The sequence below is a fragment of the Streptomyces sp. NPDC039736 genome (assembly GCF_055596485.1).
Genome location: NZ_JBVIUQ010000014.1, coordinates 73,562 through 97,945, shown reverse-complemented (window position 1 = coordinate 97,945; position 24,384 = coordinate 73,562). Strand labels below are relative to the sequence as shown.

General features: G+C 73.4%; 18 protein-coding genes. 8 read left to right on the top strand and 10 right to left on the bottom strand.

Annotated features, from left to right (window positions below; translation table 11 throughout):
* The first annotated feature begins 18 nt into the window (after window positions 1–18).
* Complete coding sequence (locus tag ACZ56L_RS32365; RefSeq protein ID WP_471068220.1) at window positions 19–522, top strand: DUF4232 domain-containing protein; 504 nt, start codon at window positions 19–21, stop codon at window positions 520–522.
* A 4-nt stretch (window positions 523–526) separates the two neighbouring features.
* Here ACZ56L_RS32365 and ACZ56L_RS32360 read toward each other — a convergent pair whose 3' ends face one another.
* Window positions 527–1,471 carry a ketopantoate reductase family protein gene (locus ACZ56L_RS32360; protein ID WP_471068217.1) on the bottom strand — a complete coding sequence of 315 codons (945 nt, stop codon included), beginning with the start codon at window positions 1,469–1,471 and terminating at the stop codon, window positions 527–529.
* 130 nt (window positions 1,472–1,601) lie between these two features.
* On the opposite strand from ACZ56L_RS32360, the gene ACZ56L_RS32355 reads away from it, so the two are divergent.
* Window positions 1,602–1,805, top strand: a complete 204-nt coding sequence (locus ACZ56L_RS32355; RefSeq protein WP_345225680.1) for a DUF4236 domain-containing protein — start codon at window positions 1,602–1,604, stop codon at window positions 1,803–1,805.
* 51 nt (window positions 1,806–1,856) lie between these two features.
* Here ACZ56L_RS32355 and ACZ56L_RS32350 read toward each other — a convergent pair whose 3' ends face one another.
* Entirely contained in the window at window positions 1,857–2,633 is a 777-nt protein-coding gene (locus ACZ56L_RS32350; protein ID WP_471068214.1) for an alpha/beta fold hydrolase, read from the bottom strand.
* Between the two features lie 90 nt (window positions 2,634–2,723).
* On the bottom strand, window positions 2,724–3,209 hold the full coding sequence (locus ACZ56L_RS32345; RefSeq protein WP_468690586.1) for a hypothetical protein: 486 nt from the start codon (window positions 3,207–3,209) through the stop codon (window positions 2,724–2,726).
* 246 nt (window positions 3,210–3,455) lie between these two features.
* On the opposite strand from ACZ56L_RS32345, the gene paaK reads away from it, so the two are divergent.
* Window positions 3,456–4,742, top strand: coding sequence for a phenylacetate--CoA ligase PaaK (paaK, locus tag ACZ56L_RS32340; protein WP_345225674.1), 1,287 nt, complete (start codon window positions 3,456–3,458; stop codon window positions 4,740–4,742).
* Between the two features lie 6 nt (window positions 4,743–4,748).
* Here paaK and ACZ56L_RS32335 read toward each other — a convergent pair whose 3' ends face one another.
* Window positions 4,749–6,257, bottom strand: coding sequence for a fatty acyl-CoA synthetase (locus ACZ56L_RS32335; protein WP_471068210.1), 1,509 nt, complete (start codon window positions 6,255–6,257; stop codon window positions 4,749–4,751).
* A gap of 152 nt (window positions 6,258–6,409) precedes the next feature.
* On the opposite strand from ACZ56L_RS32335, the gene ACZ56L_RS32330 reads away from it, so the two are divergent.
* The 3 genes from ACZ56L_RS32330 (at window position 6,410) to ACZ56L_RS32320 (ending at window position 11,457) form a co-directional block, all read left to right on the top strand.
* Window positions 6,410–8,782, top strand: coding sequence for a penicillin acylase family protein (locus ACZ56L_RS32330; RefSeq protein WP_471068207.1), 2,373 nt, complete (start codon window positions 6,410–6,412; stop codon window positions 8,780–8,782).
* Window positions 8,783–8,957: 175 nt separating this feature from the next.
* Complete coding sequence (locus tag ACZ56L_RS32325; protein WP_471068204.1) at window positions 8,958–11,204, top strand: terpene synthase family protein; 2,247 nt, start codon at window positions 8,958–8,960, stop codon at window positions 11,202–11,204.
* Window positions 11,205–11,283: 79 nt separating this feature from the next.
* The gene (locus tag ACZ56L_RS32320) at window positions 11,284–11,457 is read left to right on the top strand and encodes a CsbD family protein (protein ID WP_471068201.1); all 174 of its coding nucleotides are present in this window, start codon (window positions 11,284–11,286) and stop codon (window positions 11,455–11,457) included.
* 155 nt (window positions 11,458–11,612) lie between these two features.
* Here the strand turns inward: ACZ56L_RS32320 and ACZ56L_RS32315 are convergent, their stop codons facing one another.
* Window positions 11,613–13,178, bottom strand: coding sequence for an acyl-CoA synthetase (locus ACZ56L_RS32315; RefSeq protein WP_471068198.1), 1,566 nt, complete (start codon window positions 13,176–13,178; stop codon window positions 11,613–11,615).
* Complete coding sequence (locus ACZ56L_RS32310; protein ID WP_468690599.1) at window positions 13,175–14,311, bottom strand: NAD(P)H-dependent flavin oxidoreductase; 1,137 nt, start codon at window positions 14,309–14,311, stop codon at window positions 13,175–13,177. Before ACZ56L_RS32310 ends, ACZ56L_RS32315 begins: the two co-directional genes overlap by 4 nt.
* Window positions 14,312–14,429: 118 nt before the next feature.
* Between ACZ56L_RS32310 and ACZ56L_RS32305 the strand changes: the two genes are divergently transcribed.
* On the top strand, window positions 14,430–16,253 hold the full coding sequence (locus tag ACZ56L_RS32305) for a serine hydrolase domain-containing protein (RefSeq protein WP_471068195.1): 1,824 nt from the start codon (window positions 14,430–14,432) through the stop codon (window positions 16,251–16,253).
* Between the two features lie 75 nt (window positions 16,254–16,328).
* Here ACZ56L_RS32305 and ACZ56L_RS32300 read toward each other — a convergent pair whose 3' ends face one another.
* Window positions 16,329–17,903 carry a phytoene desaturase family protein gene (locus ACZ56L_RS32300; RefSeq protein ID WP_471068192.1) on the bottom strand — a complete coding sequence of 525 codons (1,575 nt, stop codon included), beginning with the start codon at window positions 17,901–17,903 and terminating at the stop codon, window positions 16,329–16,331.
* A 144-nt stretch (window positions 17,904–18,047) separates the two neighbouring features.
* On the opposite strand from ACZ56L_RS32300, the gene ACZ56L_RS32295 reads away from it, so the two are divergent.
* Window positions 18,048–19,124, top strand: coding sequence for a copper resistance D family protein (locus ACZ56L_RS32295; RefSeq protein ID WP_471068188.1), 1,077 nt, complete (start codon window positions 18,048–18,050; stop codon window positions 19,122–19,124).
* Between the two features lie 62 nt (window positions 19,125–19,186).
* Here the strand turns inward: ACZ56L_RS32295 and ACZ56L_RS32290 are convergent, their stop codons facing one another.
* From ACZ56L_RS32290 to ACZ56L_RS32280, 3 genes are all read right to left on the bottom strand, one after another.
* Entirely contained in the window at window positions 19,187–21,454 is a 2,268-nt protein-coding gene (locus ACZ56L_RS32290) for a serine/threonine-protein kinase (RefSeq protein WP_471068185.1), read from the bottom strand.
* A gap of 215 nt (window positions 21,455–21,669) precedes the next feature.
* A complete protein-coding gene (locus ACZ56L_RS32285; protein WP_401763131.1) occupies window positions 21,670–22,863 on the bottom strand; it encodes an acyl-CoA dehydrogenase family protein in 1,194 nt (397 codons plus the stop codon).
* Between the two features lie 117 nt (window positions 22,864–22,980).
* Window positions 22,981–23,982 (bottom strand): MerR family transcriptional regulator, encoded by a 1,002-nt coding sequence (locus tag ACZ56L_RS32280; RefSeq protein WP_471068181.1) that lies wholly within the window; start codon window positions 23,980–23,982, stop codon window positions 22,981–22,983.
* Window positions 23,983–24,384 lie beyond the last annotated feature (402 nt).

Sequence of the window (24,384 nt, the reverse complement as noted above, 5' to 3'; positions counted from 1 at the left end):
CGGGCGCAGTATGGACATATGTACACGCACCAGCGTTTCCCCGCGGTCGGCGCGCTCGCCGGCGCCTTCCTGCTCGCCGCCTCGGCCACGGCCGCGGCCTCTGTCGCCCCGTCCACGAAGGCACCGCTTCCGCGCTGCGCGGAGCGGGACCTGTCCCTGAAGGTGACGGCCGTCCCGACCCCGGACGTCCTCTCCCTCCGCTTCACCAACCTCGGCCGCCAGGCCTGCGTCGTCGACCGCATCCCCACCGTCACCTTCGGCGACCTCGACGGCGCGGCCCGTCCGAATCCGCCGGCCGACAGCGGGCCGTACCGGGTGGCGGCCGGCGCGAGCGCGTACGCCACGGTCCGCACGGTCCTCGCCCCGCCGACGCCTGCCGACGTACGTGTCGTACGGGACATCGGGGTGGCTGCGGACCCGGCCCACCGCGGGGTCCGGATCACGGCCGCGGCGCTCGGCCTGCCGAAGGGCGTCAGGGTCTACGACCCGGTGACCACCCTGTGGCAGCCGAAGGCCCCGTAGCCTCTCAGACCGTGCGCAACCTGCCCTCCTGCACCCGCAGTTGCAGGGTGGCCAGGTCGAGCAGCGGAGTGGGCACGCGCCGGGCGCGGGCCCTGGCCACCAGGTCACCGAAGAGGTGCTCGGCCTCGGAGGGCAGGCCCGCCGCCACGTCCCGGTAGAGGGAGGTGGTCAGCGGGGACCCGGCCCCGGTCGCCATCCCGACCGCCATGTCCCGTACGTCCTGGGCCAGTTCGTGCCCCGAGGCGGCGGCCACCGCTGCCGCCTCGGCGAACACGGCCGGTCCGAGGGCGTCGCCGCCCGGCACGGCGACGACGTCACCGACGCTTCCGCGTCCGAGGATGTTGACGCTGCTGATCGTCACGATGAACGACCACTTGGCCCACATGTCGCCGACGATGTCCGCGGACGCCGTCGCCTCCATGCCCGCCACGGCGTCGAACAGAGCGGCCGTCCGCTCGGCCCGGCCTGGGTCGGCGCCGTCGAGCGGCCCGAAGCCGAGGGCGGCCATGGGCGCCAGACGGACGATGTCGCCGTCGTCGCCGAGGGTGGTGATGACCTTGGCGACGCCGCCCCAGACGCGGTGCGCACCGAAGCGGCCGGCGAGGAGGCCGAGGTGGGCGAGACCGTTGAGTACGGGCAGGATGACGGTGCCGGGCCCGACGAGCGGGGCGAAGTCCTCGACCGCGCGGGCGAGGCCGGTGGCCTTCACGGTCAGGAGAATGAGGTCGTACGGCTCGGCGCCGGACCCCTCGGAGACCTCGGCGGCGGTGAGCAGCCGTGGCTCGACGCGTTCCTCGGGCTCACCGAGACCGGTGAGGCGCAGGCCCCGGCGACGGAGCGCGTCGGCGCGGGCCGGGCGGACCAGGAAGGTGACGTCGTGTCCGGCCTGGACGAGCCGGGCGCCGAAATATCCGCCGGTGGCACCGGCGCCGATGACGAGTATGCGCATGGCACCAGCGTAGGCCGGGGGCCCGGGAGCGAGGTGCGCGGGCCCGGACGGAGCCCCGCGCATTGTTGCGCCGGGAGCGGCAATCCGTACGGCATTCGTCGGCCCTTCGCCCGAACCCGAGGAGTTCCCCGTGCCCCTGACCTTCCGCAAGAGCTTCCGCATCCTCCCCGGTGTCCGCCTGAACATCAACCGGCACTCCTGGTCCATCACCACCGGCGGCAGCCACGGCCCCCGCCACACCCACAGCAGCACCGGCCGCCGCACGACCTCGATGGACCTCCCGGGCCCCTTCGGCTGGCGCAGGACGACGACGAAGCGCCGCCGCAACCGCTGACCCGGCCCGAAGCAGGACAGCGCGCCGGAACGCCGCCGTAGGGGTGCGCCGTCAGTACACGCCGAACTCCTTGAGTTCCGCCAGGAATCCGGCCGGGTCATTCCGGTGGATCAGGTGCCCGACCGGAATCGTCACCCGCCGTGCGCCGGGGATCAGGTCCGTCAACCTCTGCTGGCCCGCATCGGGCAGGAAACTCGCCTCCCCGCCCGACACCACGAGCACCGGCGCGGTGATCCCCGCCAGGCCCGCCTGCCACGCGGGATCGGGGTGGTTGGCTCCCTCGTCGGTCGCCGGTATCACGTCCCAGTCGAAGTCCAGGGCGTCGATCTCGTCCTGTGCGGGGCGCGGCTCGGGGTCTCGCGGCGGGTCCAGGGGGAACGGCGGCAGCGCGTCCTCGAGGACCATCCGGGCGACCTTCTCCGGCCGGGCCTGCGCCACCTGGAGCGCGATCGCACCGCCCATCGAATGCCCGACGAGGTCGACCCGGTCCAGCCCGAGGACGTCCAGGAACTCACAGATGTCGGCGGTCAGTCGGGGGTAGGTGTATCCGCCGGGCCAGTCGCTCAGGGCGTGTCCGCGCACGTCCGGGGCGTAGACCCGGCGGGTTGCGGACAGAGCTTCGGCGACGTCGGCCCAGTCGGCGCTGTTGGCGGTCCGGCCGTGCAGCAGGACGACCGGCGGGTCCGCCGGATCGCCCCACGTGCGGTAGGCGACCCGGTTCCCGGCGGCCAGCCGCACGCTCTCGACGGCCGGGTCGGGGTACGGGCGCGTCTCCGGACCGGGCCGGTGGGCGGCGGGGCTCTCGTCGGAACTGGTGAAGGCAGACATACCGCTCATCCAAACAGACCCCCGGCCCCCTCCGCCGCCGGGCCCCCGCTTCCCGCACACCCCGACGCCCCGGGCCCGCCCGGCCGAGCCCTACATCTCCGGTCCCCCGTCGTTCGCCGCCTGCACCGCCGCCAGGCCCTCCTGTGTCCATCCGCCGTCCGGTGCGACGTACCCCTTGGCCAGCCACTTGTCGAACTGCTGGAGCGCCGTCACCGGGTCGTCCGCGTACTCGATCTTGTCGGGGTTCCACCAGCCCGTCCCCTTCAGCCGCTCCAGCTCCTTGGAGGCGGCGTCCGGGTCCCCCGTGAGGGTCACGTCCGGTTTGCCCGAGCCCTGCGAGGGCTGTCCGGTGGGCGCCGCGGACGCGGGCGGGGGCTGGGTCGGTGTGGCCGGCGGGGTCGGCGTGGCCGGCGGGGCCGTCACCGTGACGGTCGGGGCGGGAGCGGTCACCGTGGTCGTCACGGCGGGGGCGGGCCTGCCGCCGCCGCAGGCGGCGAGTGCCGCCGCTCCCGCCATCCCCATCAGCAGGGCCACTGCGGTTCTGCGGAATCGACGCTGCGTCACGGGCAGGTGCATGTCTGGTCCTTGCCTTCGGTTCGGTTGTTCCCTGTTCTGCCGGTACCCAACAGTTTGAGGTGTTTTTCCTCGCCCGCCCGGCCGGGACACCCGCGAGTCCGCCGTTCCGCCCCGTACGCCTCTTGCCAGAAGCCCCGGTGTCCTGCATTACTGACCCGGAAGCACCACGACCGAATGATCGGTCGTCCATTTTGGGAGTGCGGGCGGGACGCACTCCGGCAGGTGCGGAGAACGGGAGAGTGATCCATGAAGGCGCTGCTCGACGCGACGGAACGGCTCGGCCGCGAGGAGCTGGAGGTCCTCCAACTGGAGCGGTTGCGGAGCAGCCTGCGGCACGCCTACACGAACGTGCCGCACTACCGGGCGGCCTTCGACAAGGCGGGGCTCACGCCCGAGGACTGCCGCTCGCTCGCCGATCTCGCCCTCTTCCCGTTCACCACCAAGGCCGATCTGCGGGAGAACTACCCCTTCGGGATGTTCGCCGTGCCGCAGGACGAGATCCGCCGGCTGCACGCGTCCAGCGGCACCACGGGCCGCCCGACCGTCGTCGGGTACACCGGGAACGACCTCTCGATGTGGGCCGACGTGGTGGCCCGCTCCCTGCGGGCCGCCGGGGCCCGGCCCGGCCACAAGGTCCATGTGGCGTACGGGTACGGCCTGTTCACCGGCGGCCTCGGCGCGCACTACGGCGCGGAACGCCTCGGCTGTACGGTCGTCCCCGCGTCCGGCGGGATGACCGCCCGCCAGGTGCAGCTGATCCAGGACTTCCGGCCCGAGGTCATCATGCTGACCCCCTCGTACATGCTCACCCTGCTCGACGAGTTCGAGCGCCAGGGCGTCGATCCCCGCTCCACCTCCCTCAAGGTGGGCGTCTTCGGGGCGGAGCCGTGGACGCAGGAGATGCGCCGGGAGATCGAGGAGCGGTTCGCGATCGACGCGGTCGACATATACGGGCTCTCCGAGGTCATCGGGCCCGGCGTCGCCCAGGAGTGCGTGGAGACCAAGGACGGGCTGCACATCTGGGAGGACCACTTCTACCCGGAGGTCGTGGACCCGGTCACCGGCGAGGTGCTGCCGGACGGCGCGGAGGGGGAGCTGGTCTTCACCTCCCTGACCAAGGAGGCCATGCCGGTCGTCCGCTACCGGACCCGGGACCTGACGCGGCTCCTGCCGGGCACCGCGCGCGTCTTCCGCCGGATGGAGCGGATCACCGGGCGCAGCGACGACCTGGTCATCGTGCGCGGGGTGAATCTGTTCCCCACGCAGGTCGAGGAGATCGTGCTGCGCACCCCCGCCCTCGCTCCGCACTTCCAGCTGGTGCTGACCCGCGAGGGGCGGATGGACTGCCTGACGGTACGGGCCGAGGCGCGGGCCGACGCGAGCGGCGCGGAGCGCGAGGCCGCCGCGCGGGCGGTCACGGCGGCCGTCAAGGACGGCATCGGGGTGAGCGTGCGGGTCGAGGTGGTCGACCCGGAGACGCTGGAGCGGTCGGTCGGCAAGTTCAGGCGGATCGTCGACCGCCGCCCGAAGTAGCCGCCCCTACTCCGTGAGCCTGTCCCGCAGTTCCCGCTTGAGGATCTTCCCGCTCGCGTTGCGCGGCAGCGCGTCCACGAACACGACGCGCTTCGGCGCCTTGAAGTGGGCGAGCCTCTCGCGTGCGTACGACCGGAGCTGATCCTCCGTCAGGGAGGGGTCGCGCCGTACGACGACGGCTGTGACCGCCTCGATCCAGCGCTCGTCGGGGAGCCCGATCACGGCCGCCTCCGCCACGGCGGGGTGGGTGTAGAGCGCGTCCTCGACCTGCCGGGAGGCGACCAGCACTCCCCCGGAGTTGATGACGTCCTTCACCCGGTCGACGATCGTGAAGTACCCCTCGGCGTCCCGCACCGCGAGGTCGCCCGAGCGGAACCAGCCGTCGGCGAAGAGGTCCGGGTCGTCCACCCCCCAGTAGCCGAGGCAGAGCTGGGGCGAGCGGTAGGCGATCTCGCCCGCCGTGCCGTCGGGGACCTCCTCGCCCTGCTCGTCGACGATCCGTGCCTCGACGTGGCGCACGGGCCGTCCGCAGGAGTCCATCCGGCCCTCGTGCTCCTCCGGGCGCAGCACGGTGGCGAGCGGCCCGATCTCGCTCTGTCCGAAGCAGTTGTAGAAGGCCAGCGAGGGCAGGCGGGCGCGCAGCCGCTCCAGCACCGGTACGGGCATGACCGACGCCCCGTAGTAGGCCTTGCGGAGCCCGTCCAGCGTCCGGGTCGCGAACCCGGGGTGGTTCGCGATGCCGATCCACACGGTCGGCGGCGCGAAGAAGCTGTCGGCGCGGCCCGCCTCGACCAGGTCGAAGAGCCTGTCGGCGTCCGGGCCGTCCAGGAGGGTGTTCTCCGCGCCGACCGCGAGGTAGGGCAGCAGGAAGACGTGCGTCTGGGCGGAGTGGTAGAGCGGCAGCGCGTGGACCGGCCGGTCGGTCCCGGCGAGGTCCAGCGCCTCGACGGCACTGGCGTATTCGTGGACCAGGGCGCGGTGCGTCATGATCGCGCCCTTGGGGTCGGCGGTGGTGCCGGAGGTGTAGAGGAGCTGCACGGGGGCGAGCGGGTCGCTGTCCGAGGCGTACGGGACGGGCGTCGTCAGGGCGTCGAGGAAGGAGCCGGGCGCGTCCCGCAGCGGCAGGACCGGGAAGCCCTCGGGGACGCGGGCGGCGAGGTCCGGGTCGGCCAGGACCAGGGAGCTGCCGGACTGGCCGAGGAGGTACGCCAGGTCGCCGCCGGTGAGGTTCTGGTTGACGGGGACGTGGACGAGTCCGGCGCGGGCGCAGCCCAGGTAGGCGATGAGGTACGCGTCCGAGTTGTGCCCGTAGGTCGCCACCCGGTCGCCCTCGGTCAGGCCGTGGGCGGTGCGCAGGTGGGCGGCGGCGGTGCTGACGGCCGCGTCGAGTGCGGCGTACGTCCAGGAACGGTCCCGGTAGTGCAGGGCGGGGCTGCCGGGGACGCGGTGGGCCGTGCGGCGCAGCACGTCGTCCACGGTGCCGGTGAGCAGGCCGGGGGCTCCTGGTGTCGTCATGGCGTGATCCTGCGGTGCGGCGCGCGGCAAATCAAGGGAGTCGCATACCGCACGGGATGTTGACAGGTACCGGTCGGTAATGACTGAGTGGCGGATGACATCACGGTCACCGATCGCAACGTCCGCGTTGCGACGCCCTGTTGGGAGGCACATTGTCCCTCCGCACCCGTACGAGATCCTGCGCCGTCGCCGCGGTCGCCCTGCTCACGGCGGCCACCGCCCTCTCGCCGACGGCCTCCGCCGACCCCGGGGGTGCGGAGCTGCGCCCCTCGGGCGGCGGCCTGTCGGCCCTCATCCGGTACACCGAGCACGGCATTCCGCACATCCTCGCCAAGGACTACGCGAACCTGGGCTTCGGCAACGGGTGGGCGCAGGCCAATGACCAGGCCTGCACGCTGGCCGAGGGCTTCGCGACCGTCCGGGGCGAGCGCTCGCGCTTCTTCGGCGCGCAGGGGAAGCCGGACGGCTCGCTGTCGTCGGCGTCGACCAACCTGGCGAGCGACCTGTTCTTCCGGGGGATCCGGGACGCCGGCACCGTCGCCCGGCTGATGGCACGCCCGGCCCCGGTGGGTCCTGGCCGGCAGGTCGAGGAGCTGATGCGGGGCTGGACGGCCGGGTACAACGCCTGGCTGAAGCAGAACCGGGTCACCGACCCCGCGTGCCGGGGAGCCGCCTGGCTGCGCCCGGTGACCCTGTCCGACGTGCACCACCTGAACTACTCGTTCTCGGTGCTGGGCGGGCAGGGGCGCGGCGCGGACGGCATCACGGCCGCGCAGCCGCCGAGCGGCGCGGCGCCCCGGACGGCGGCCACGGACCCCGGCGAGGCGGCGCGGAGGTTCTTCGACACCTCGGACGCGGCGATGGGTTCCAACGCGGTCGCCTTCAGCGGGAGCACCACGGCGAACAAGCGGGGGCTGCTGCTGGGCAACCCGCACTACCCGTGGTCGGGCGGGCGGCGGTTCTGGCAGTCGCAGCAGACGATCCCCGGTGAGATCAACGTCTCGGGCGGTTCGCTGATCGGCTCCACGACGGTGTCCATCGGGCACACCGCGCGCATCGCCTGGAGCCACACCGTCGCCACCGGCACCACCATGAACCTGCACCAGCTCACGCTCGCCCCCGGCGACCCGACGGCGTACGTCGTGGACGGCAGGCCCGAGAAGATGACCAGGCGGACGGTGACCGTGCCGGTCAAGGACGGCGCTCCGGTGACCCGCACCCAGTGGTGGACCCGGTACGGGCCGGTCGTCACCGGGCTCGGCGCCCAGCTCCCGCTGCCCTGGACGGCCACGACGGCGTACGCGCTGAACGACCCGAACGCGACGAACCTGCGCGCCGGGGACACCGCGCTCGGCTTCAGCAGGGCGCGCGACGTGAACGGCGTCCAAGAGGCGCTGCGCCGCACCCAGGGCCTGCCGTGGGTGAACACGATCGCCGCCGACTCCTCGGGCGGCTCGTTCTTCTCGCAGTCGCAGGTGCTGCCGCGCATCACGGACGAGCTGGCGCAGCGGTGCTCGACGCCGCTCGGCAGGGCCACGTATCCCACGTCGGGGCTCGCGGTGCTGGACGGTTCGCGGACGGACTGCGCGCTGGGCAGCGACCGGGACGCGATCGAGCCGGGGATCTTCGGCCCGTCGAAGATGCCGACGCTGAAGAACGCGCCGTACGCGGAGAACTCCAACGACAGTGCCTGGCTGACCAACGCGGACCGGCCGATCAGCGGGTACGAGCGGGTCTTCGGCTCGTACGGCACGCAGCGGTCGATGCGCACCCGGGGTGCGGTCGAGGACGTGGCGGCGATGGCGGGGAAGGGGCGGCTCACGGTGGCCGACCTCCAGCGGCAGCAGTTCGCCAACCGGGTCCCGGCCGCCGACCTGACCGTCGACGAGGTCGTCAAGGGCTGCGAGGACCTCCGGCTGGGCGCCCCCTGTGACGTCCTGCGGACGTGGGACCGGAAGACGGACACCGGGAGCCGGGGCGCGCTGCTCTTCGACCGGTTCTGGCGTGCGCTGCTCCCCTCGGTTCCGGCGGCCGCGCTGTGGCGGACGCCGTTCGACGCGGCCGATCCGGTGCGCACGCCGCGCGGGCTCAACACGGCGGCCCCGGGCTTCGCGACGGCCCTCAGGGGCGCGGTGGCGGAGTTGCGGGCGGCGGGCATCCCGCTGGACGCGCCGCTGGGCCGGCACCAGTTCGTCGTGCGCGGCGGCAAGCGCATCCCGGTCCACGGGGGCACGGAGTCGCTGGGCGTGTGGAACAAGGTCGAGCCCGTGTGGAACGCGGCCGGCGGGGGCTACACCGAGGTGACCACCGGGTCGAGCTACCTCCAGGCGGTCGGCTGGAACGGCGGGCCCTGCCCGGTGGCGAAGACCCTGCTGACGTACAGCCAGTCCTCGAACCCCGTCTCCCCGTACCACAGCGACCAGACCGAGCTGTACGCGGGCGAGAAGTGGGTGACGTCGCGGTTCTGCGAGGGGGACATCCTCACCTCGCCGAAGCTGAGGGTGGTGTGGGCGAGGGAGCGCTGAGGGTCCCCCGCGCGGAGGCGGTGAGCGGCCTCCTGCGCCACTGACAAGATCGTTAATCGGCCCCGGGCGCGGATTCACCACTTCGGAGGTGATCGTCCGGGGCCGGGATCGTTCCTCCTCCGACCTGCCTAGCGTGAAGCGGTCCGTTGTCGTACGGAAGGCGATCACCCGAACCATGCCCCAGCCCTTCACGCTGCCCGAGTTCTACATGCCGTATCCGGCCCGGCTCAATCCGCACCTGGAGCACGCGCGCACGCACTCCAAGGCGTGGGCGCGGGAGATGGTGATGATCGAGGGCTCGGACATCTGGGACGAGCACGACTTCGACAGCCACGACTACGCGCTGCTGTGCGCGTACACCCATCCCGACTGCACGGCCGAGCAGTTGGCGCTGGTCACCGACTGGTACGTGTGGGTGTTCTTCTTCGACGACCACTTCGTGGAGCTGTACAAGCGCAGCCCCGACATGCGGGGGGCGAAGGCGTACCTGGACCGGCTGCCGATGTTCATGCCGGTGGACGCGGGCGTGGAGCCGCCGGAGCCGACGAACGCGGTGGAGGCGGGGCTCGCCGACCTGTGGCGGCGGACCTGCCCTTCGATGTCGCAGGCGTGGCGGAGGCGGTTCGCCGTCGCCACCGAGCACCTCCTGGAAGAGTCGATGTGGGAGCTGATGAACATCAGCGAGGGGCGGATCTCCAACCCCATCGAGTACATCGAGATGCGCCGCAAGGTGGGCGGCGCGCCGTGGTCGGCGGGCCTGGTGGAGTACGTGGCGAACGCGGAGGTCCCGGACGCGATCGCGGCCTCGCGGCCGATGTGCGTGCTGCGGGACGCGTTCTCCGACGGGGTGCACCTGCGCAACGACCTGTTCAGCTACGAGCGGGAGATCCTCGACGAGGGCGAGCTGTCCAACGGGGTGCTGGTCATGGAGACCTTCCTGGACTGCCCCACGCAGCAGGCGGCGGACCACGTCAACGACCTGCTGACCTCGCGCCTCCAGCAGTTCGAGACGACCGTCCTCACCGAACTGGAGCCGCTCTTCGCCGAGTTCGGCATCGGCCCCGCGGAGCGGCTCGACGTCCTCGCGTACGTCAAGGGGCTCCAGGACTGGCAGGCGGGCGGCCACGAGTGGCACCTGCGCTCCAGCCGGTACATGAACGGCGGGGGCGGCGCGCAGGCGTACACGCCGGGCGGCCCCCAGGGTCTCGGGACGGCGGCCTCGCAACTGCTGGCGTCGCTCGCGGTGGGCGTTCCGGCCCGGCTGAGGAACGTGGCCGTGCACCGGTTCGAGAAGGTGGGCCACCTGGAGATCCCGGACCTGGGCATGCCGTACCGGACCCGGCTGAGCCCGTACCTGGAGGCGTCCCGGGAGAACGTCGTCGTCTGGGCCGCGGCCATGGGCATCCTGGACGAGGTGCCGGGCCTGCCGGGGTCGGGCGTCTGGAACGAGGCGAAGATCCGGGCGTACGACCTGCCGCTGTGCTCGGCCGGCATCCACCCGGACGCCACGCTCGCCGAACTGGACCTCACCTCGGGCTGGCTGGCCTGGGGCACGTACGGGGACGACCTGTTCCCCGTGCTGTACGGGCGGACACTGGACCTCGCCGGGGCGAAGGCGGCCAACGACCGGCTCTCGCTGTTCATGCCGGTGGACGGCGAGCCGGTGCCGACGCCGGTGACGCCGCTGGAGCGGAGCCTGGACGACCTGTGGCGGCGGACCGCGGGGCCGATGGCGGGGGACGCCCGGCGGCGGTTCCGCAAGGCCGTCGAGGACATGACGGCGAGCTGGCTGTGGGAGCTGGCCAACCAGGCGCAGGACCGGGTGCCGGACCCGGTCGACTACTTCGAGATGCGCCGCTTCACCTTCGGCTCCGATCTGACGATGAGCCTGTCGCGGCTCTCCCACGGAAACACGCTGCCCCCCGAGATCTACCGCTCGCGGCCGTTCCTGACCATGGAACGCGCGGCAATGGATTACGCGTGCCTGCTGAACGACCTCTTCTCCTATCAGAAGGAGATCGAATTCGAAGGGGAAATGCACAACGGGGTGCTGGTCGTCCAGCACTTCCTGCAGTGCGGGGTCGAACAGGCGCGGGACGTCGTCGTCGATTTGATGAAGGCGCGCATGACGGAATTCCAGCACGTGCTGAGCGGGGAGATCCCCGCGCTGTGCGAGGAATACGAGCTGGACGCGGCGGCGCGCGGAGTGCTGATGCATTACGCGGAGGAGCTGAAGAACTGGCTCTCGGGAATTCTGACCTGGCACGAGGGGTGTGCGCGCTACCGGGAGGAGGACCTCGTACGGCACAACGCGCCGACCCTGCCGCCGGCCGGGCCCGCCTGGGCGGGGCCCAGCGGGATCGGCACCTCGGCGGCGCGGGTCGGGGAACTGTGGGCGGGCCGGGTCGCCGTATCGGGATGAGGGGGTTTCCGGGCGGAATGCGGGGGCAGGCGATCTTCTGTCAGGGAAACGCCTCAAGACGCAAGGGAGCGCGCACGCCATGACCGCGCAGAAGAAGACCAAGGCCAAGTCCGACCAGGTCCAGGGCGCCGTGAAGGAAACCGCGGGACGCCTCGTGGGCAATGAGCGGCTCACCGCCGAAGGCCGCGCACAGCGGGCCAAGGGCGACGGACGGGAGTCGTTCGAAAAGGCCAAGGACGCGTTCAAGCGGTGACGCTCTCCGGGCGTCATTGACAGGGTCGCCGCGTCCCAGCGCACCGCGGTGATCTGAGGGCCACGACCCGGCGGATTCTCCCCTTTCCGCCGGGACGTGGCCCTTTCTCGTGCGACCGGGCGGATGACGGCCCGTGCGGCTCGATCGGCCCGTGCCTAGGGCGTCCGGTCCTCGTCCTGCCAGTACGGCTCCCGCAGACGGCGCTTGTAGAGCTTGCCGTTGGGGTCGCGGGGCATCGAGGCGACGAAGTCCAGGGACTTCGGGTGTTTGAACGCCGCCAGGCGGCCCGCGCAGTGGTCGAGGATCGCGGCGGCCAGCGCCTGCGACGGGGCCTCGGCCGGCTCCACGACCGCCTTGACCTCCTCGCCCCAGTCGCCGTGCGGGATGCCGAAGACCGCCGCGTCCGCCACCCCGGGGTGGGAGAGCAGGACCGCCTCGATCTCGGCGGGGTAGATGTTCACCCCGCCCGAGATGATCATGTCTGTCTTGCGGTCGCGGAGGAAGAGGTAGCCGTCCTCGTCCAGCACTCCCAGGTCGCCGACCGTGAAGAAGTCGCCGATGCGGTTCTCGCGGGTCTTCGTCTCGTCCTTGTGGTAGCTGAAGCCGCCCGTGTTCATCTTCATGTAGACCGTGCCGAGCTCCCCCGGCGGCAGCCGCTTCCCGTCGTCGTCGAAGACGGCCAGTTCGCTGATCGGCCAGGCCCGGCCCACCGTCCCTGGCTTCTTCAGCCAGTCCTGCGCCGTGGCGAACGCCCCGCCGCCCTCGCTCGCCGCGTAGTACTCCTCGACGCAGTTGCCCCACCAGTCGATCATGGCGCGCTTGACGTGGTCCGGGCAGGGCGCGGCCCCGTGGATCGCGTGCCGCAGCGAGGAGACGTCGTACGCGCGCCGGGTCTCCTCGGGGAGGGCGAGCAGCCGGTGGAACTGGGTGGGGACCATGTGGGTGTGGGTGCAGCGGTGGGTGTCGATCAGGCGGAGCATCTCCCGGGGGGTCCACTTGTCCATGAGGACCAGGGGGTGGCCGATGTGCAGGGCCGCGCCCGCGAACTGGAGGACCGCCGTGTGGTAGAGCGGCGAGCAGACCAGGTGGACGTTCCCGTCGAAGGGCTTGATGCCGAAGATGCCGAGGAAGCCGCCCAGGTGGGACTCCTCGGGGAGCTTTCCCGGCAGCGGGCGGCGGATGCCGCGCGGGCGGCCGGTCGTGCCGGACGTGTAGTTCATGACCCAGCCGAGCGTGCGGCCGGGCGGCGGCGACGTCGGCTGCCCGTGCAGGAGCTCGGGGTACGGCCGGAAGCCGGGGGCCGCTCCGACGACGTACCGGTGGGTGGCGGGAAGGTCCGCCTCGTCGGCGGCGGCCGTCGCCGCGGGGGCGAAGCGCTCGTGGGCGATCAGGACCTTCGCGGCGGAGTCCGCGACGATCCAGGCGATCTCCGGGCCCGTCAGGTGGTGGTTGACGGGGACGAGGTAGAAGCCCGCCTGCGAGGCGGCCAGATAGGCGGTCAGGAACTCCACGCCGTTGGGCAGGACGACGGCGAAGGCGTCGCCCCGCGACAGGCCCGCCCGGCGCAGGCCGTGCACCAACTGGTTGGCGGCGGCGTGGAGTTCGGCGGCCGTCCAGCGCGTTCCGTCGGGGGCGGTGAGGACGGTGCGGCCGGGGTCGGCGGCCGCCTGCGCCCAGAAGCCGTTCGGGGGACGCGCCGTGTCGGCGGCGGCTGCGGTCATGCGCGCTCAGCTCCTTGCGGTCCTCGCGGCGATGCGGTGCCTGCGATGCGGTTGAGGCGGGCCATGGCCTTCTCGAAGCCCCGGGTGAGGTCGTCGAAGACGGCCTGGACGCTGCGTTCGGAGTTCATCCGGCCGACGATCTGCCCGACCGGGGTGCCCAGCAGCGGTCCCACTTCGTACTTCTGGATGCGGGAGTTGGCCTCGGCGACCAGCAGGCCCTGGAGCGGCATGGGCAGCGTGCCGGGCCCGTCGGGGTCGTCCCAGGCGTCGGTCCACCCGGTGCGCAACTGGCGTGCGGGCTTGCCGGTGAGGGCGCGGGAGCGGACCGTGTCGCCGCAGCCCGCGGCGAGGAGTTTGGCGGTGAGCGCACGGGAGTGCAGGTCGGCCTCCTCGGTGGTGAGCCAGAGGGAGCCGAGCCAGGCGCCCTGCGCGCCGAGCGCGAAGGCCGCGGCGAGCTGCTCGCCGGTGCCGATCCCGCCGGCCGCGAGCACGGGCAGCTCCCCCACCGCGTCGACGACTTCGGGGACCAGGACCATGGTGGCGATCTCACCGGTGTGGCCGCCCGCCTCGTACCCCTGCGCGACGACGACGTCGATGCCCGCCTCCGCGTGCCGCCGGGCGTGCTGGGGGCTTCCGGCGAGGGCGGCGACCGGGATGCCGTGGGAGTGGGCGCGGGCGACGACGTCGGCGGGCGGGGAGCCGAGGGCGTTGGCGAGGAGCTTGATCGGGTGGTCGAAGGCGACGTCGAGCTGGCCGCGGGCGACCTGTTCCATCCAGCCCGTGATGCGCCAGCCGGACGCCTCGCCGTCGGCGAGTTCGGGCACGCCGTGCCGGGCGAGGATCTTGCGCGCGTACGCCCGGTGCCCTTCGGGGATCATGGCCTCGACCTCGGCCTCGGTGACGCCCTCGACCTTCCTGGCGGGCATGACGACGTCCAGTCCGTAGGGCTTGCCCCCGGTGTGGGCGTCCAGCCAGTCGAGGTCGCGGGCGAGGTCGTCGGGGGCGGTGTAGCGGACCGCGCCCAGCACGCCGAATCCGCCCGCCCGGGTGAGGGCCGCCGCCACCGCGGGGAACGGCGTGAAGCCGAAGATGGCGTGCTCGACTCCCAGTTTCTGGCTCAGCTCCGTCTTCATGGGCGGCAGGATGCCGCAGGAGGGCGCAGAGCGGAAGAGTTTTCCTGATGCTGCGTCAGATATGCGTGGACGGCCGGGACCGTTGACACGGGCGGTGCGCTTTGGCCTGCTGGTGGCCATGACTGAGGATGGTGCGCACAGGGGTGACGGTCACGGAAGCGGTCGCCGGGGCATGGGGCGAAGGCACTTCGGGGGCGGGGCCCTGGCACTGGGAGGTGCGCTGATGCTGGGCCCGATTTCCGCCGCCCGGGCGGCGGACGGCGCGCGGGGCGGCCCCGGCGGTCGGCCCCGGCCGACCCTGCGGTACGGGTCGGCCGCGCGCGCCGGGCTGCTGCCCGCGCACCTGGACCGGGTGCTCGCCGAGACCGAGCGGTTCCTGGGCCCCTCCCCCCGGCACCCGTGGTACGCGGGCGCGGTGGTGCTGGCCGGGCGCGGCGGCACGGTCGCGCTGCACGAGCCGGTCGGCATGGCGGTGCGCTACGCGGCGTACGACGAGAAGACGGACACGGCGGTGGAGTTCCCGCCGGAACGGCAGATCGCGATGGCCCGGGACACCGTCTTCGACCTGGCCTCGGTGTCCAAGCTGTTCACCTCGATGCTGGCGGTGCAGCAGATCGAGCGGGGCGCGCTGGAGCTGGAGGGCAGGGTCGCCGCGTACCTGCCGGAGTTCGGCGCGGCGGGCAAGGCGGACATCACCGTACGGCACCTGCTCACGCACACCTCGGGGTTCCGGGCGTGGCTTCCGCTGTACGCGCAGCCGTCTCGCGAGGGGAAGCTGAGGATGCTGTGGAACGAGGTCCCGGCGAGCCCGCCGGGGACCGCGTACCTCTACTCGGACCTCAACCTGATCTCGCTCCAGCTCGTCCTGGAGAAGATCACCGCTCGCCCCCTGGACGCCCTGCTCCACGACGAGATCACTGCTCCGCTCGGGATGCGCCGCACGCGTTTCAACCCGCCGCCCTCCTGGAAACCGAAGATCGCCGCCACCGAGGACGCCCGCAAGCCGTGGTCGGGGCTCGACCGGGGGCTGGTGTGGGGCGAGGTGCACGACGAGAACGCGTACGGCTTCGGCGGGGTCGCGGGCCACGCCGGGGTCTTCTCCACGGCCTGGGACCTCGCGATCCTCGCCCGCACCCTCCTCAACGGCGGCGCCTACGGCCGCGCCCGCGTCCTGGAGCCGGCGTCCGTGGACCTGATGTTCACGGACTTCAACACCGCCTTCCCCGGCGACGAGCACGGCCTCGGCTTCGAGCTCCACCAGCACTGGTACATGGGCGCGATGGCCACCCCGCGCACCGCGGGCCACACGGGTTTCACCGGTACCAGCCTCGTCCTCGACCCGACCACCGACTCCTTCCTCGTCCTGCTCGGCAACTCCGTCCACCCGGTGCGCAGTTGGCGCTCCGGTTCGGCGCCCCGGGTGGCGACCGCGGACGCGCTGGCCCGCGCGGTCGCGGTGCGTCCGGAGCGCGGCCGTACCGCCTGGTTCTCCGGCATGGCCTCCGCGACGACGGCCACGCTCGCCCTGCCCGCGCTGCGGCTGGGCACCGCGCGGGGGCTGTTCCGCTGCGACCTGTGGTGGGACACCGAGCCCACCGCCGACACGCTCACGCTGGAGGCGTCGGCGGACGCGGGGGCGACCTGGCAGCCGGTGCCGTTCACGACCGTGCGCCCGGGGGAACGGCCGCGTCCGCGCCCCGGGGGCACGGTGACGGGGTGGTCCGGCCGGGTCTGGCACCGCGCGGGCGCGGACCTCGCCGCGTACGAGGGGAAGGACCTCGTGCTGCGCTGGCGGTACACGACCGAGGTGCGTTACGTCGGGCGCGGGGTGTACGTCGACGGGCTGCGGGTCGAGGACGGGCGCCGGACGGTGTTCGACGAGGCCCGGCCCCGGGACGCCGCCCGCGTCGTGGCGCGGGGCTGGACGGCGTCCCGGGACTGAACCGGAGCGGGAGCAGCACGGCGGCTCCCGCCGCACGACCCCGTCCGCGGCCCCGCACGCGGCCCGGAACCCGTGCTACCGCCCCAGCACCGCCATCGCCGCGTTGTGCCCGCCGATTCCGCTGACGCCTCCGCCCCGCACGGCACCGGCCCCGCAGAGCAGGACGTTGGGGTGCGCGGTGGCCACCCCCCAGCGGTCGCCGGGGCCGGCCGCGTACGGGAAGGTGAGGTCGCCGTGGAAGATGTGCCCGCCCGGCATGCGCAGGTCGCGTTCCAGGTCGAGGGGGGTCCTGGCCTCGACGCAGGGGTCGCCGTTCGCGTCCGTGGCCAGGCAGTCGGCGATCGGTTCGGCGAGGTGCTCGTCGAGCCGGGCGAGGGTGGTGCGCAGGAGTGCGGCGCGGGCGGCGTCGTTGTCGGCCGCGAAGAGACGGGCCGGGGTGTGCAGACCGAACAGGGTGAGGGTGTGGTGCCCGCTCGCCACCAGGTCCGGGCCGAGGACGGAGGGGTCGGTCAGCGAGTGGCAGTAGATCTCCGACGGCGGCGCGCTCGGCAGCCGCCCGTCCGCCGCCTGCGCGTACGCCGCGCGCAGCTCCTCGTACCCCTCCCCCACGTGGAAGGTCCCGGAGAACGCGTCGCGCGGGTCGACGGCGGGGTCCCGGAGCCTCGGCAGCCGCTTCAGCAGCATGTTGACCTTGAACTGGGCCCCCTCGGGAGGCGGAGCGAAGGACGAGCCGCCCTCGCCCTCGCCCCCGCCCTCACCGAGCAGCGCGCCGAGGTGGCGCGGCGCCGCGTTGACCAGCACGTGACCGGCGCCGACGCTTCCGCCCGCCCCCTCGCCCGTCCGGTACGCGACCTCGGCACGGACGCCGTCGGTCTCGATCCGGGTCACGTCGTGCCCGGTGCGGAGGGTGGCGCCGGCCGCCCGCGCGGCGTGGGCGAGGGCGTCGGTGAGGGCGCCCATGCCGCCGACGGGCACGTCCCAGTCGCCGGTCCCGCCGCCGACGACGTGGTAGAGGAAGCAGCGGTTCTGGACCAGTGAGGGTTCGTGCGCGTCGGCGAACGTGCCGATCAGCGCGTCGGTGAGCACCACTCCCCGCACCAGGTCGTGGGCGAAGGCCGACTCGACGGCGACACCGATCGGTTCCTCGAAGAGCATCCGCCAGGCCACCGGGTCGTCCACCCGGCGGCGCAGTTCGTCGCGGGTGGGCAGCGGCTCGGTGAAGGTCGGGAAGACCCGCCCGGCGACCCGGCGCAGCCGCCCGTAGAACTCCTCCCAGGCACGGAACTCGGCGTCTCCCCCGGTCAGTTCCGCGAAGGAGGCCCGCGTACCGGAACCGCCGACCAGCAGACCGCCGTCCCCCTTGGGGGTGTACGAGGAGATTGTCCGCTTCCGGACGCCGAACGGGAGTCCGAGGTCGCGCACAATGGCTGCGGGGAGGAGAGACACGAGATACGAGTAGCGCGAGAGCCGCGCGTCCGTGCCGGCGAACGGCCGGGCGGACACGGCGGCGCCGCCGGTGGCATCGAGGCGCTCCAGCAGGAGCACCGAGCGACCGGCGCGGGCGAGGTAGGCGGCGGCGACGAGACCGTTGTGGCCGCCACCGACGATCACGACGTCGTACGAGGAACGGATCGGCGAGGGCATCGGCATGGCCGGACCCTATGCCGTACGTCACAGGTACGACAGGGGGCGGTGACACAGATGGCCGTGGAGCGGCAGGAGTACAGACCGGGCGGGGACGACCGCGAGGGGGGTCGCTTTGTGCCACCTCGTCCGTATAGGGAAAATCAGGAGGTGACCTATCCGGAGCCTCCCACCCCGACCCACGACGACCGACGTCCGGACGCATCCCTGAGTGCGCCCCCCGGCGCACCCCTCAGCACACCGCTGAGCGCGCCGCTGCCCGCGCGCGAGGACTGGCGGCGGCGGGCACGGACGTTCACCACCCCGGCGGCGGCCGTCGCGGTGCTCGTGGTCGTCGCCCTGCTGGGCATGGGCATCGTGTCGCGCGACACGGGCGAACTGCACATACCCGGCGCCGGGACCACGACGCTGCTGCGCTCGGTGTTCCTGGCCGTCCTCTTCCTCCACGTCGGCGAGGTCGTCGGCCACCGGATGGCGCGCACGGTCGCCGGCGCCCCGCAGGCCCGGCCGCCCATGCGGGGGGTCACGCTGTCACTGGCCGGGGCGGCGGCCTCGTTCGGCCAGATCGTCCAGATGGCCGACTACAGCGGGCTGACCTTCACGGAGACGTACGCGACCGAGCCGGGCGGCATGCTGCTGCTCCAGGCGAACGCGTTCCTGGCGGCGGCCGCCTGCGCCTGGCTCCTCAAGAAGCCGGTCTGGGCGCTCCTGCCGCTGGCGGCGGTGATCCTCTCCGAGGCGGTACGGGCCCACCCCGAGCAGGACACCCCCGAGATCGGCGTCCTCCTCACCACGATCCACCTGACGGCCTCGGCCCTGTGGACCGGCGGGCTGGTCTACGCGCTGCGCGCGATGCACCAGTGGCGCTCCCGCCCGGACGCCGAACCGGGCGCGGGCCGCCGCCTGCTGGCCCGCTACGCGCACCTGGCGGCCTACCTCTACGTGGCCCTGGCGGTGACGGGCACCTTCAGCACCTTGCGCCGGCTCCCCCTGGAGAACATCCTCATCACGGCCTACGGCCGCACCCTGCTGGTCAAGCTGGTCCTCTTCGCGGTCGTCAGCGTGCTGGCCCTGGTCGCCCGCTCCCGTCTGCACCGCAAGCAGTCGGCCCACCGCCGGGTGGACCCGGACGGCGCGGCGAAGGCGGCCCGCGCGGAGGTCGTGATGCTGGTGGGCGTCGTGGCCGTCTCCGCCCTCCTGACGGTGGTCCCCACCCCGACCTGGTAGCACCCCGGAAGGGGGCAGCGCCCCCGGCCCGCACCGCGGCCACGGGGCGCACCGCCCGGAAGCTACCCCCGCCCCCTCCGCAGCGCCGCCACCCGGCGGTAGATCTCCGCCGCCTCCGCCCCCCGCCCGAGCTGCTCCAGACACTGCGCCTCGTCGTTCCGGCTCGCCAGCGCGTCCGGGTGGTCCGCCCCCAGCACCCGCTCCCGCGACCGCGCCACCTCGCGGTACACCGCCAGCGCGTCCGCCCACCTCCCCAGCCACCCCAGCCCCACGGCCACCTCACGCCGCGAGACCAGCGTGTCCGGGTGGTCGGGCCCGAGCACCCGCTCCCGTACCGCGCACACGTCCCGCGCCTCGGCGAGGGCCTCCTCCCAGCGCGCCAGGCGTCCCAGGTTGACCCCGAGCCCGTGCCGGGCCCGCAGGGTCTCCGCGTCGGCCGGGCCGCCGGTGCGCGTCCGGTCGTCCACCAGGTCCCGGTACAGCTCCAGCGCCTCCGCGCTGCGCCCCAGCCGGCCCAGGCAGATGCCGACCTCGTACCGCGCCGACAGCGTGTCCGGGTGGTCGGCCCCCAGGGCCTGCGCCCGCGCGGCGGCCACCTCCCGGTACGTCTGCAGCGCCTCGGTCCACCGGCCGAGCTGCCCGAGCGCGTACGCCACCTCGTACCGCGTCACCAGGGTGTCCGGATGGGTCGCGCCGAGCACCCGCGCCCGCGCGGACGCGACGTCCCGGGCCATCCGGTAGGAGTCCTCCAGCCGGCCCAGACGGCTCAGGTTGAAGGCCAGGTTGTGCCGGCACCGCAAGGTGTCGACGTGGTCGGGGCCCATCGTCCGCTCGCGCGCCGCGAGCACCGCCGTGTACACCTGGTGGGCGTCGAAGTGCCGTCCCAGCTGTCCCAGGACGTACGCGGTCTCCTGCCGGGCGGCGAGGGTCTCCGGGTGGTCCGCGCCCATCGTCCGCGTGCGCCCCTCGGTGACCTTCGTGAACTCCCGCAGCGCGTCCGCCGGCCGTCCGGTCCGGCTGAGGGTGAACCCGACCTCGTAGTGGCTGGCCAGGGTGTCGGGGTGGTCGGGGCCCAGCGCGTGCTCGCGCTCGGCGGCGACCGAACGGTGCACCTCGCCCGCCTCCTCCCAGCGGCCGAGGCGGCCCAGGCTCAGGCCCGCGTTGTGCCGGTTGTCGAGGACCTCCAGGACCTCGGGCGGCGGAGTGGGCCGTTCGGTGCGGGCCGGGGGCGCCGCGGGCGCGCGCAGGCCGCCGCCGCTGGTCCACTCCCCCGTCAGCCCGGCCGCCGGGTCGCCGTGGGCCGGGGTGAGGGTGCCGGTGCCGCCGGCCTTGTGCCCCGTGGTCATGCCCCGGGTCCAGGACGGCAGCCGGGGCGCCCGGCCGGCCCGCTGCCCGGGCTGCTCGGCGGGCGGGCGCAGCTCGGGCGGGGCCGCGGCCGGCACGGTGGCCGAGCGCCCGAGCAGGGCGACGCCGGCCGGGCCGGTCCGCCCGTCGGTGAGCCGCCGCCCGAGGTCCTTGGCGTCCGCGGGCCGCCCGTCGGGGGTCTTGGCCAGCAGGTCCAGGACTATCCGGTCGAAGAACTCGGGCAGTTCCTCGCGGTGGGTGCGCGGCGGTTCAGGCGCGGTGTCGCGGTGCCCGACGAGCACCGCCCAGGCGTCGTCCAGGTCGAAGGGCGGCACGCCGGTGGCGATCTCGTACAGCACGCAGCCCAGGGAGTACAGGTCACTGCGGTGGTCCACGTTCACCCCGCTGATCTGCTCGGGCGACATGTAGTGCGGGGTGCCCATGGCGATGCCGGTGCCGGTGAGGCGGGAGGTGAAGCCGATGTCGTGGCCCAGGCGCGCTATGCCGAAGTCGCAGATCTTCACGGTGCCGTCGGCGAGCCGCATGATGTTGGCGGGCTTCAGGTCGCGGTGGACGATGCCCTGTTCATGGGTGTAGGCCAGCGCCCAGGCGACCTGCTCGGCGATGTCGACGACGTCGTGGACGGGCAGCGGGTGCTGTTTGTTGTCCTCCAGGAGCTGGCTGAGGTTGCGTCCCTCCAGCAACTCCATCACCAGGTACAGCACGCCCTCGTACTCGCCGAAGTCGTGCACGACGGTGACGCCCCGGTGCTGGAGCGCGGCCGCCACCCGGGCCTCGCGCCGGAAGCGTTCCCGGAGCACCCCGGAGATCTGCTGGTCGTGCTGGGTTCCGATGGGCTTGAGGCACTTGACCGCGACCCGTCGGCCGAGCGATTCGTCGCGGGCACGCCACACTTCGCCCATGCCCCCGCGCCCGATCAGGTCGAGCAGCCGGTACCGGCCCTGGATCAGCCTGGTGTCCGCCATTTCCCGCTGTCGCCCCCGTCAGTTCCGCTGCGCCCTCCCCGGCCCGTCCAGTATGGCCGCCTGGCGCTTCAGTTTGTACGGGGCGGGGCGGCTGCCGGGTCCCGGACGGCCAACTGCCTTCAAGATGTGACCGGTCGGCGGCTCGGGTGCCGTGGGCGGTGGTACCGGCCGCCGGGCGGGCGGGCGCGCCCGCGCGCGGCGGTCGTCGCCGCCCGTCAACGCCGGACCCGCGGCATTCCCAGGCCGATCCAGGAGATGATCTCGCGCTGGATCTCGTTGTTGCCGCCGCCGAAGGTGAAGATCACGGCGGAGCGGTAGCCGCGTTCCAGCTCGCCGTGCAGGACGGCGCCGGCGGAGCCCTCCCGCAGCGGGCCGGCCGCGCCCACGACCTCCATGAGCCAGGCGTAGGCGTCCCGGCGGGCCTCGGAGCCGTACACCTTGACGGCGGAGGCGTCCTGCGGGGTGAGGGTGCCGTCGTGGACGGCATTGACCATCCTCCAGTTGAGGAGCTTCATCGCGTCGAGCCGGGTGTGGGTGCGGGCGAGGCGGCCGCGCACCCAGGTGAGGTCGATGACGCGGCGGCCGTCGGAGAGCCGGGTGTCCATGGCCCAGCGCTGCACGTCGTGCAGGGCGCGCACGGCCATGGTGCCGTGGGCGGCGAGGGTGACGCGTTCGTGGTTGAGCTGGTTGGTGATGAGCCGCCAGCCCTCGTTCTCCTCGCCGACGCGCCGGGAGAGGGGCACGCGGACGTTCTCGTAGTAGCTCGCGGTGGTGTCGTGGGAGGCGAGGGTGTTGATGAGGGTGCAGGAGTAGCCGGGGTCGCTGGTGGGGACCAGGAGCATGGTGATGCCCTTGTGCGGCGGAACTCCTTCTTCCCGGGGGGTGGTGCGCACGGCGAGCCAGACCCAGTCGGCGGTGTCCCCGTTGGTGGTCCAGATCTTCTGGCCGTTGACGACGTAGTGGTCGCCCTCGCGGACGGCCCGCGTCTTCAGGGCCGCGAGGTCGGTGCCCGCGTCTGGCTCGCTGTAGCCGATGGCGAAGTCGAGTTCGCCGGCGAGGATGCCGGGCAGGAAGTACGTCTTCTGCTCGTCCGTGCCGTACTGCATGATCGTCGGCCCCACGGTGTTGAGGGCCATCAGCGGCAGCGGGACGCCCGCCTGGGCTGCCTCGTCGAAGAAGACGTACTGCTCCATCGGGGTCAGGCCCCGCCCGCCGTACTCCCGCGGCCAGCCGACGCCGAGCCAGCCGTCCGCGCCGAGCCGGCGGATCGTCTCGCGGTAGAACCGCTTCTGGGCGGCGGGATCGCCGTGGCGGGCCCGGGCGCGGGCCTCGTCGGGTACCAACTCGGCGAAGTAGGCGCGCAGTTCGGTGCGCAGTCGCTGCTGTTCGGGGGTGTGGGCGAGATGCACGGGCCCTCCAGGCGTGTGGCACGGGGTTCCGTCGGCGGCGCACACAGTAGAACGTGTTGCAGGAATCCGGAAGGGGAGGGCCGCCCCCGGGCCCGCCCGGGGGCGGCGCCGGTTCCGTCAGGAGTACGGGGCCGACTCGACCAGTTCGAGCGCCTCGGCCAGGCTGTGCGGCCGGTGCACGCCCTCGCTGGGGGCGGTGCGCGCCCAGCCGGGTCCGGCGGCGAGGACCGCCGGGTGGGTGCGGGCGCCCCGGATGCCGCGCACCGTGGAGCGGATCAGGCCGAGCACGGCCCGGTCGGCGGTGGGGCGGGTCTGGGACCACAGGACGACGGCGCGCGGGCCCGTCCGGCGCACCGCCTCGCCGAGCGCGCGCAGCGGTACGGCCGCGCCGAACATGCGTACCGGAAGCCCCCGTTCGGCGAGGGTCGCGGCGAGGGCCTCCAGGGCGAGGGTGTGCATCTCGCCGGGCAGGCAGGCCAGGAGGACGGGGTGGTCGCCGTCGGTCTCCTGCATGTCGGCACTGCGCCGCAGGGTGGTGGAGATGTGCCAGGAGAGCAGGTGCTCCGCCTCCACGTACCGTTCGGCCGCCGCGTCGCCCGAGCTCGCCCAGGTGCGGCCGATCGCCCGCAGGGCCGGGGACATCGCCCCCTCCCAGGAGGCGGTGAGGCCGTGCGCGTGGACGGTCGCCGCGAGCAGCCGGTCGATGAGCGGCGAGTCGAGGCGCACGGCGGCCTTGCGCAGCCCGCGCACGGTCCCGGCCGGGACGCCGTCCGCCGGGTCCCGGGGGGCGGGCACCGCCGCACCGCGGTCCGGCGGCCGGGGCGGCGGGGGGAGGGCGGGCCCGGCCGCGCTCTCCCCGGCCAGCCTGGCCGCCTCGGCCGGCGGGACGCCGCGCGCGGTCAGCGCGCACATGCGCTCCAGCAGTTCCACGTCCGCGGGGGACCAGCGGCGGTGCCTGCCGTCGCCACGGACCGCGGGGCCGATCCCGTAGCGGCGGTCCCAGGAACGCAGGGTGGTGGGGGCGACGCCGAGCCGACGGGCGACGTCCCCGGTGGTCATTCCCGCGCCGGGCGGGAGGGGACGCGACGGGACGCCGTTGCTGCGCCGACTGCCGTTCATGGGCCGACGATACGACGCACGAGCGACGCGAGTTGCCCGCTTCGCACAACTGCGGCGAAGGTGGGCCGCGCAGGAACAGCAGCCGGGTCCACGGCATGCGCGTCCTCCGTCGCCGGCGTTGCGGAGGAGGTGCGGAGCACCCTTGCGGGGAGCTGAGCTGGGCGGACCGGGCTGCGGGGTGGTGTCACGGGCGGATGATCGGCCGCCCGTGGCCCGCCGGCATCCGTCCGGCGGGACGGCGATCCCCTCGCCGGACCTCCGGGGCGCGCGTGCCGCGCCGCCCGCCCTCGTCGGCGAAGCCCCCCTCCCCCGGGCGTCACCCGTACGGCAGTGTGCGGTCGCCTTCGCGGGGAGGCCGCCGGAGCATGACGGTGCGTTCTTCCCACCGACATCCGGAGGCTC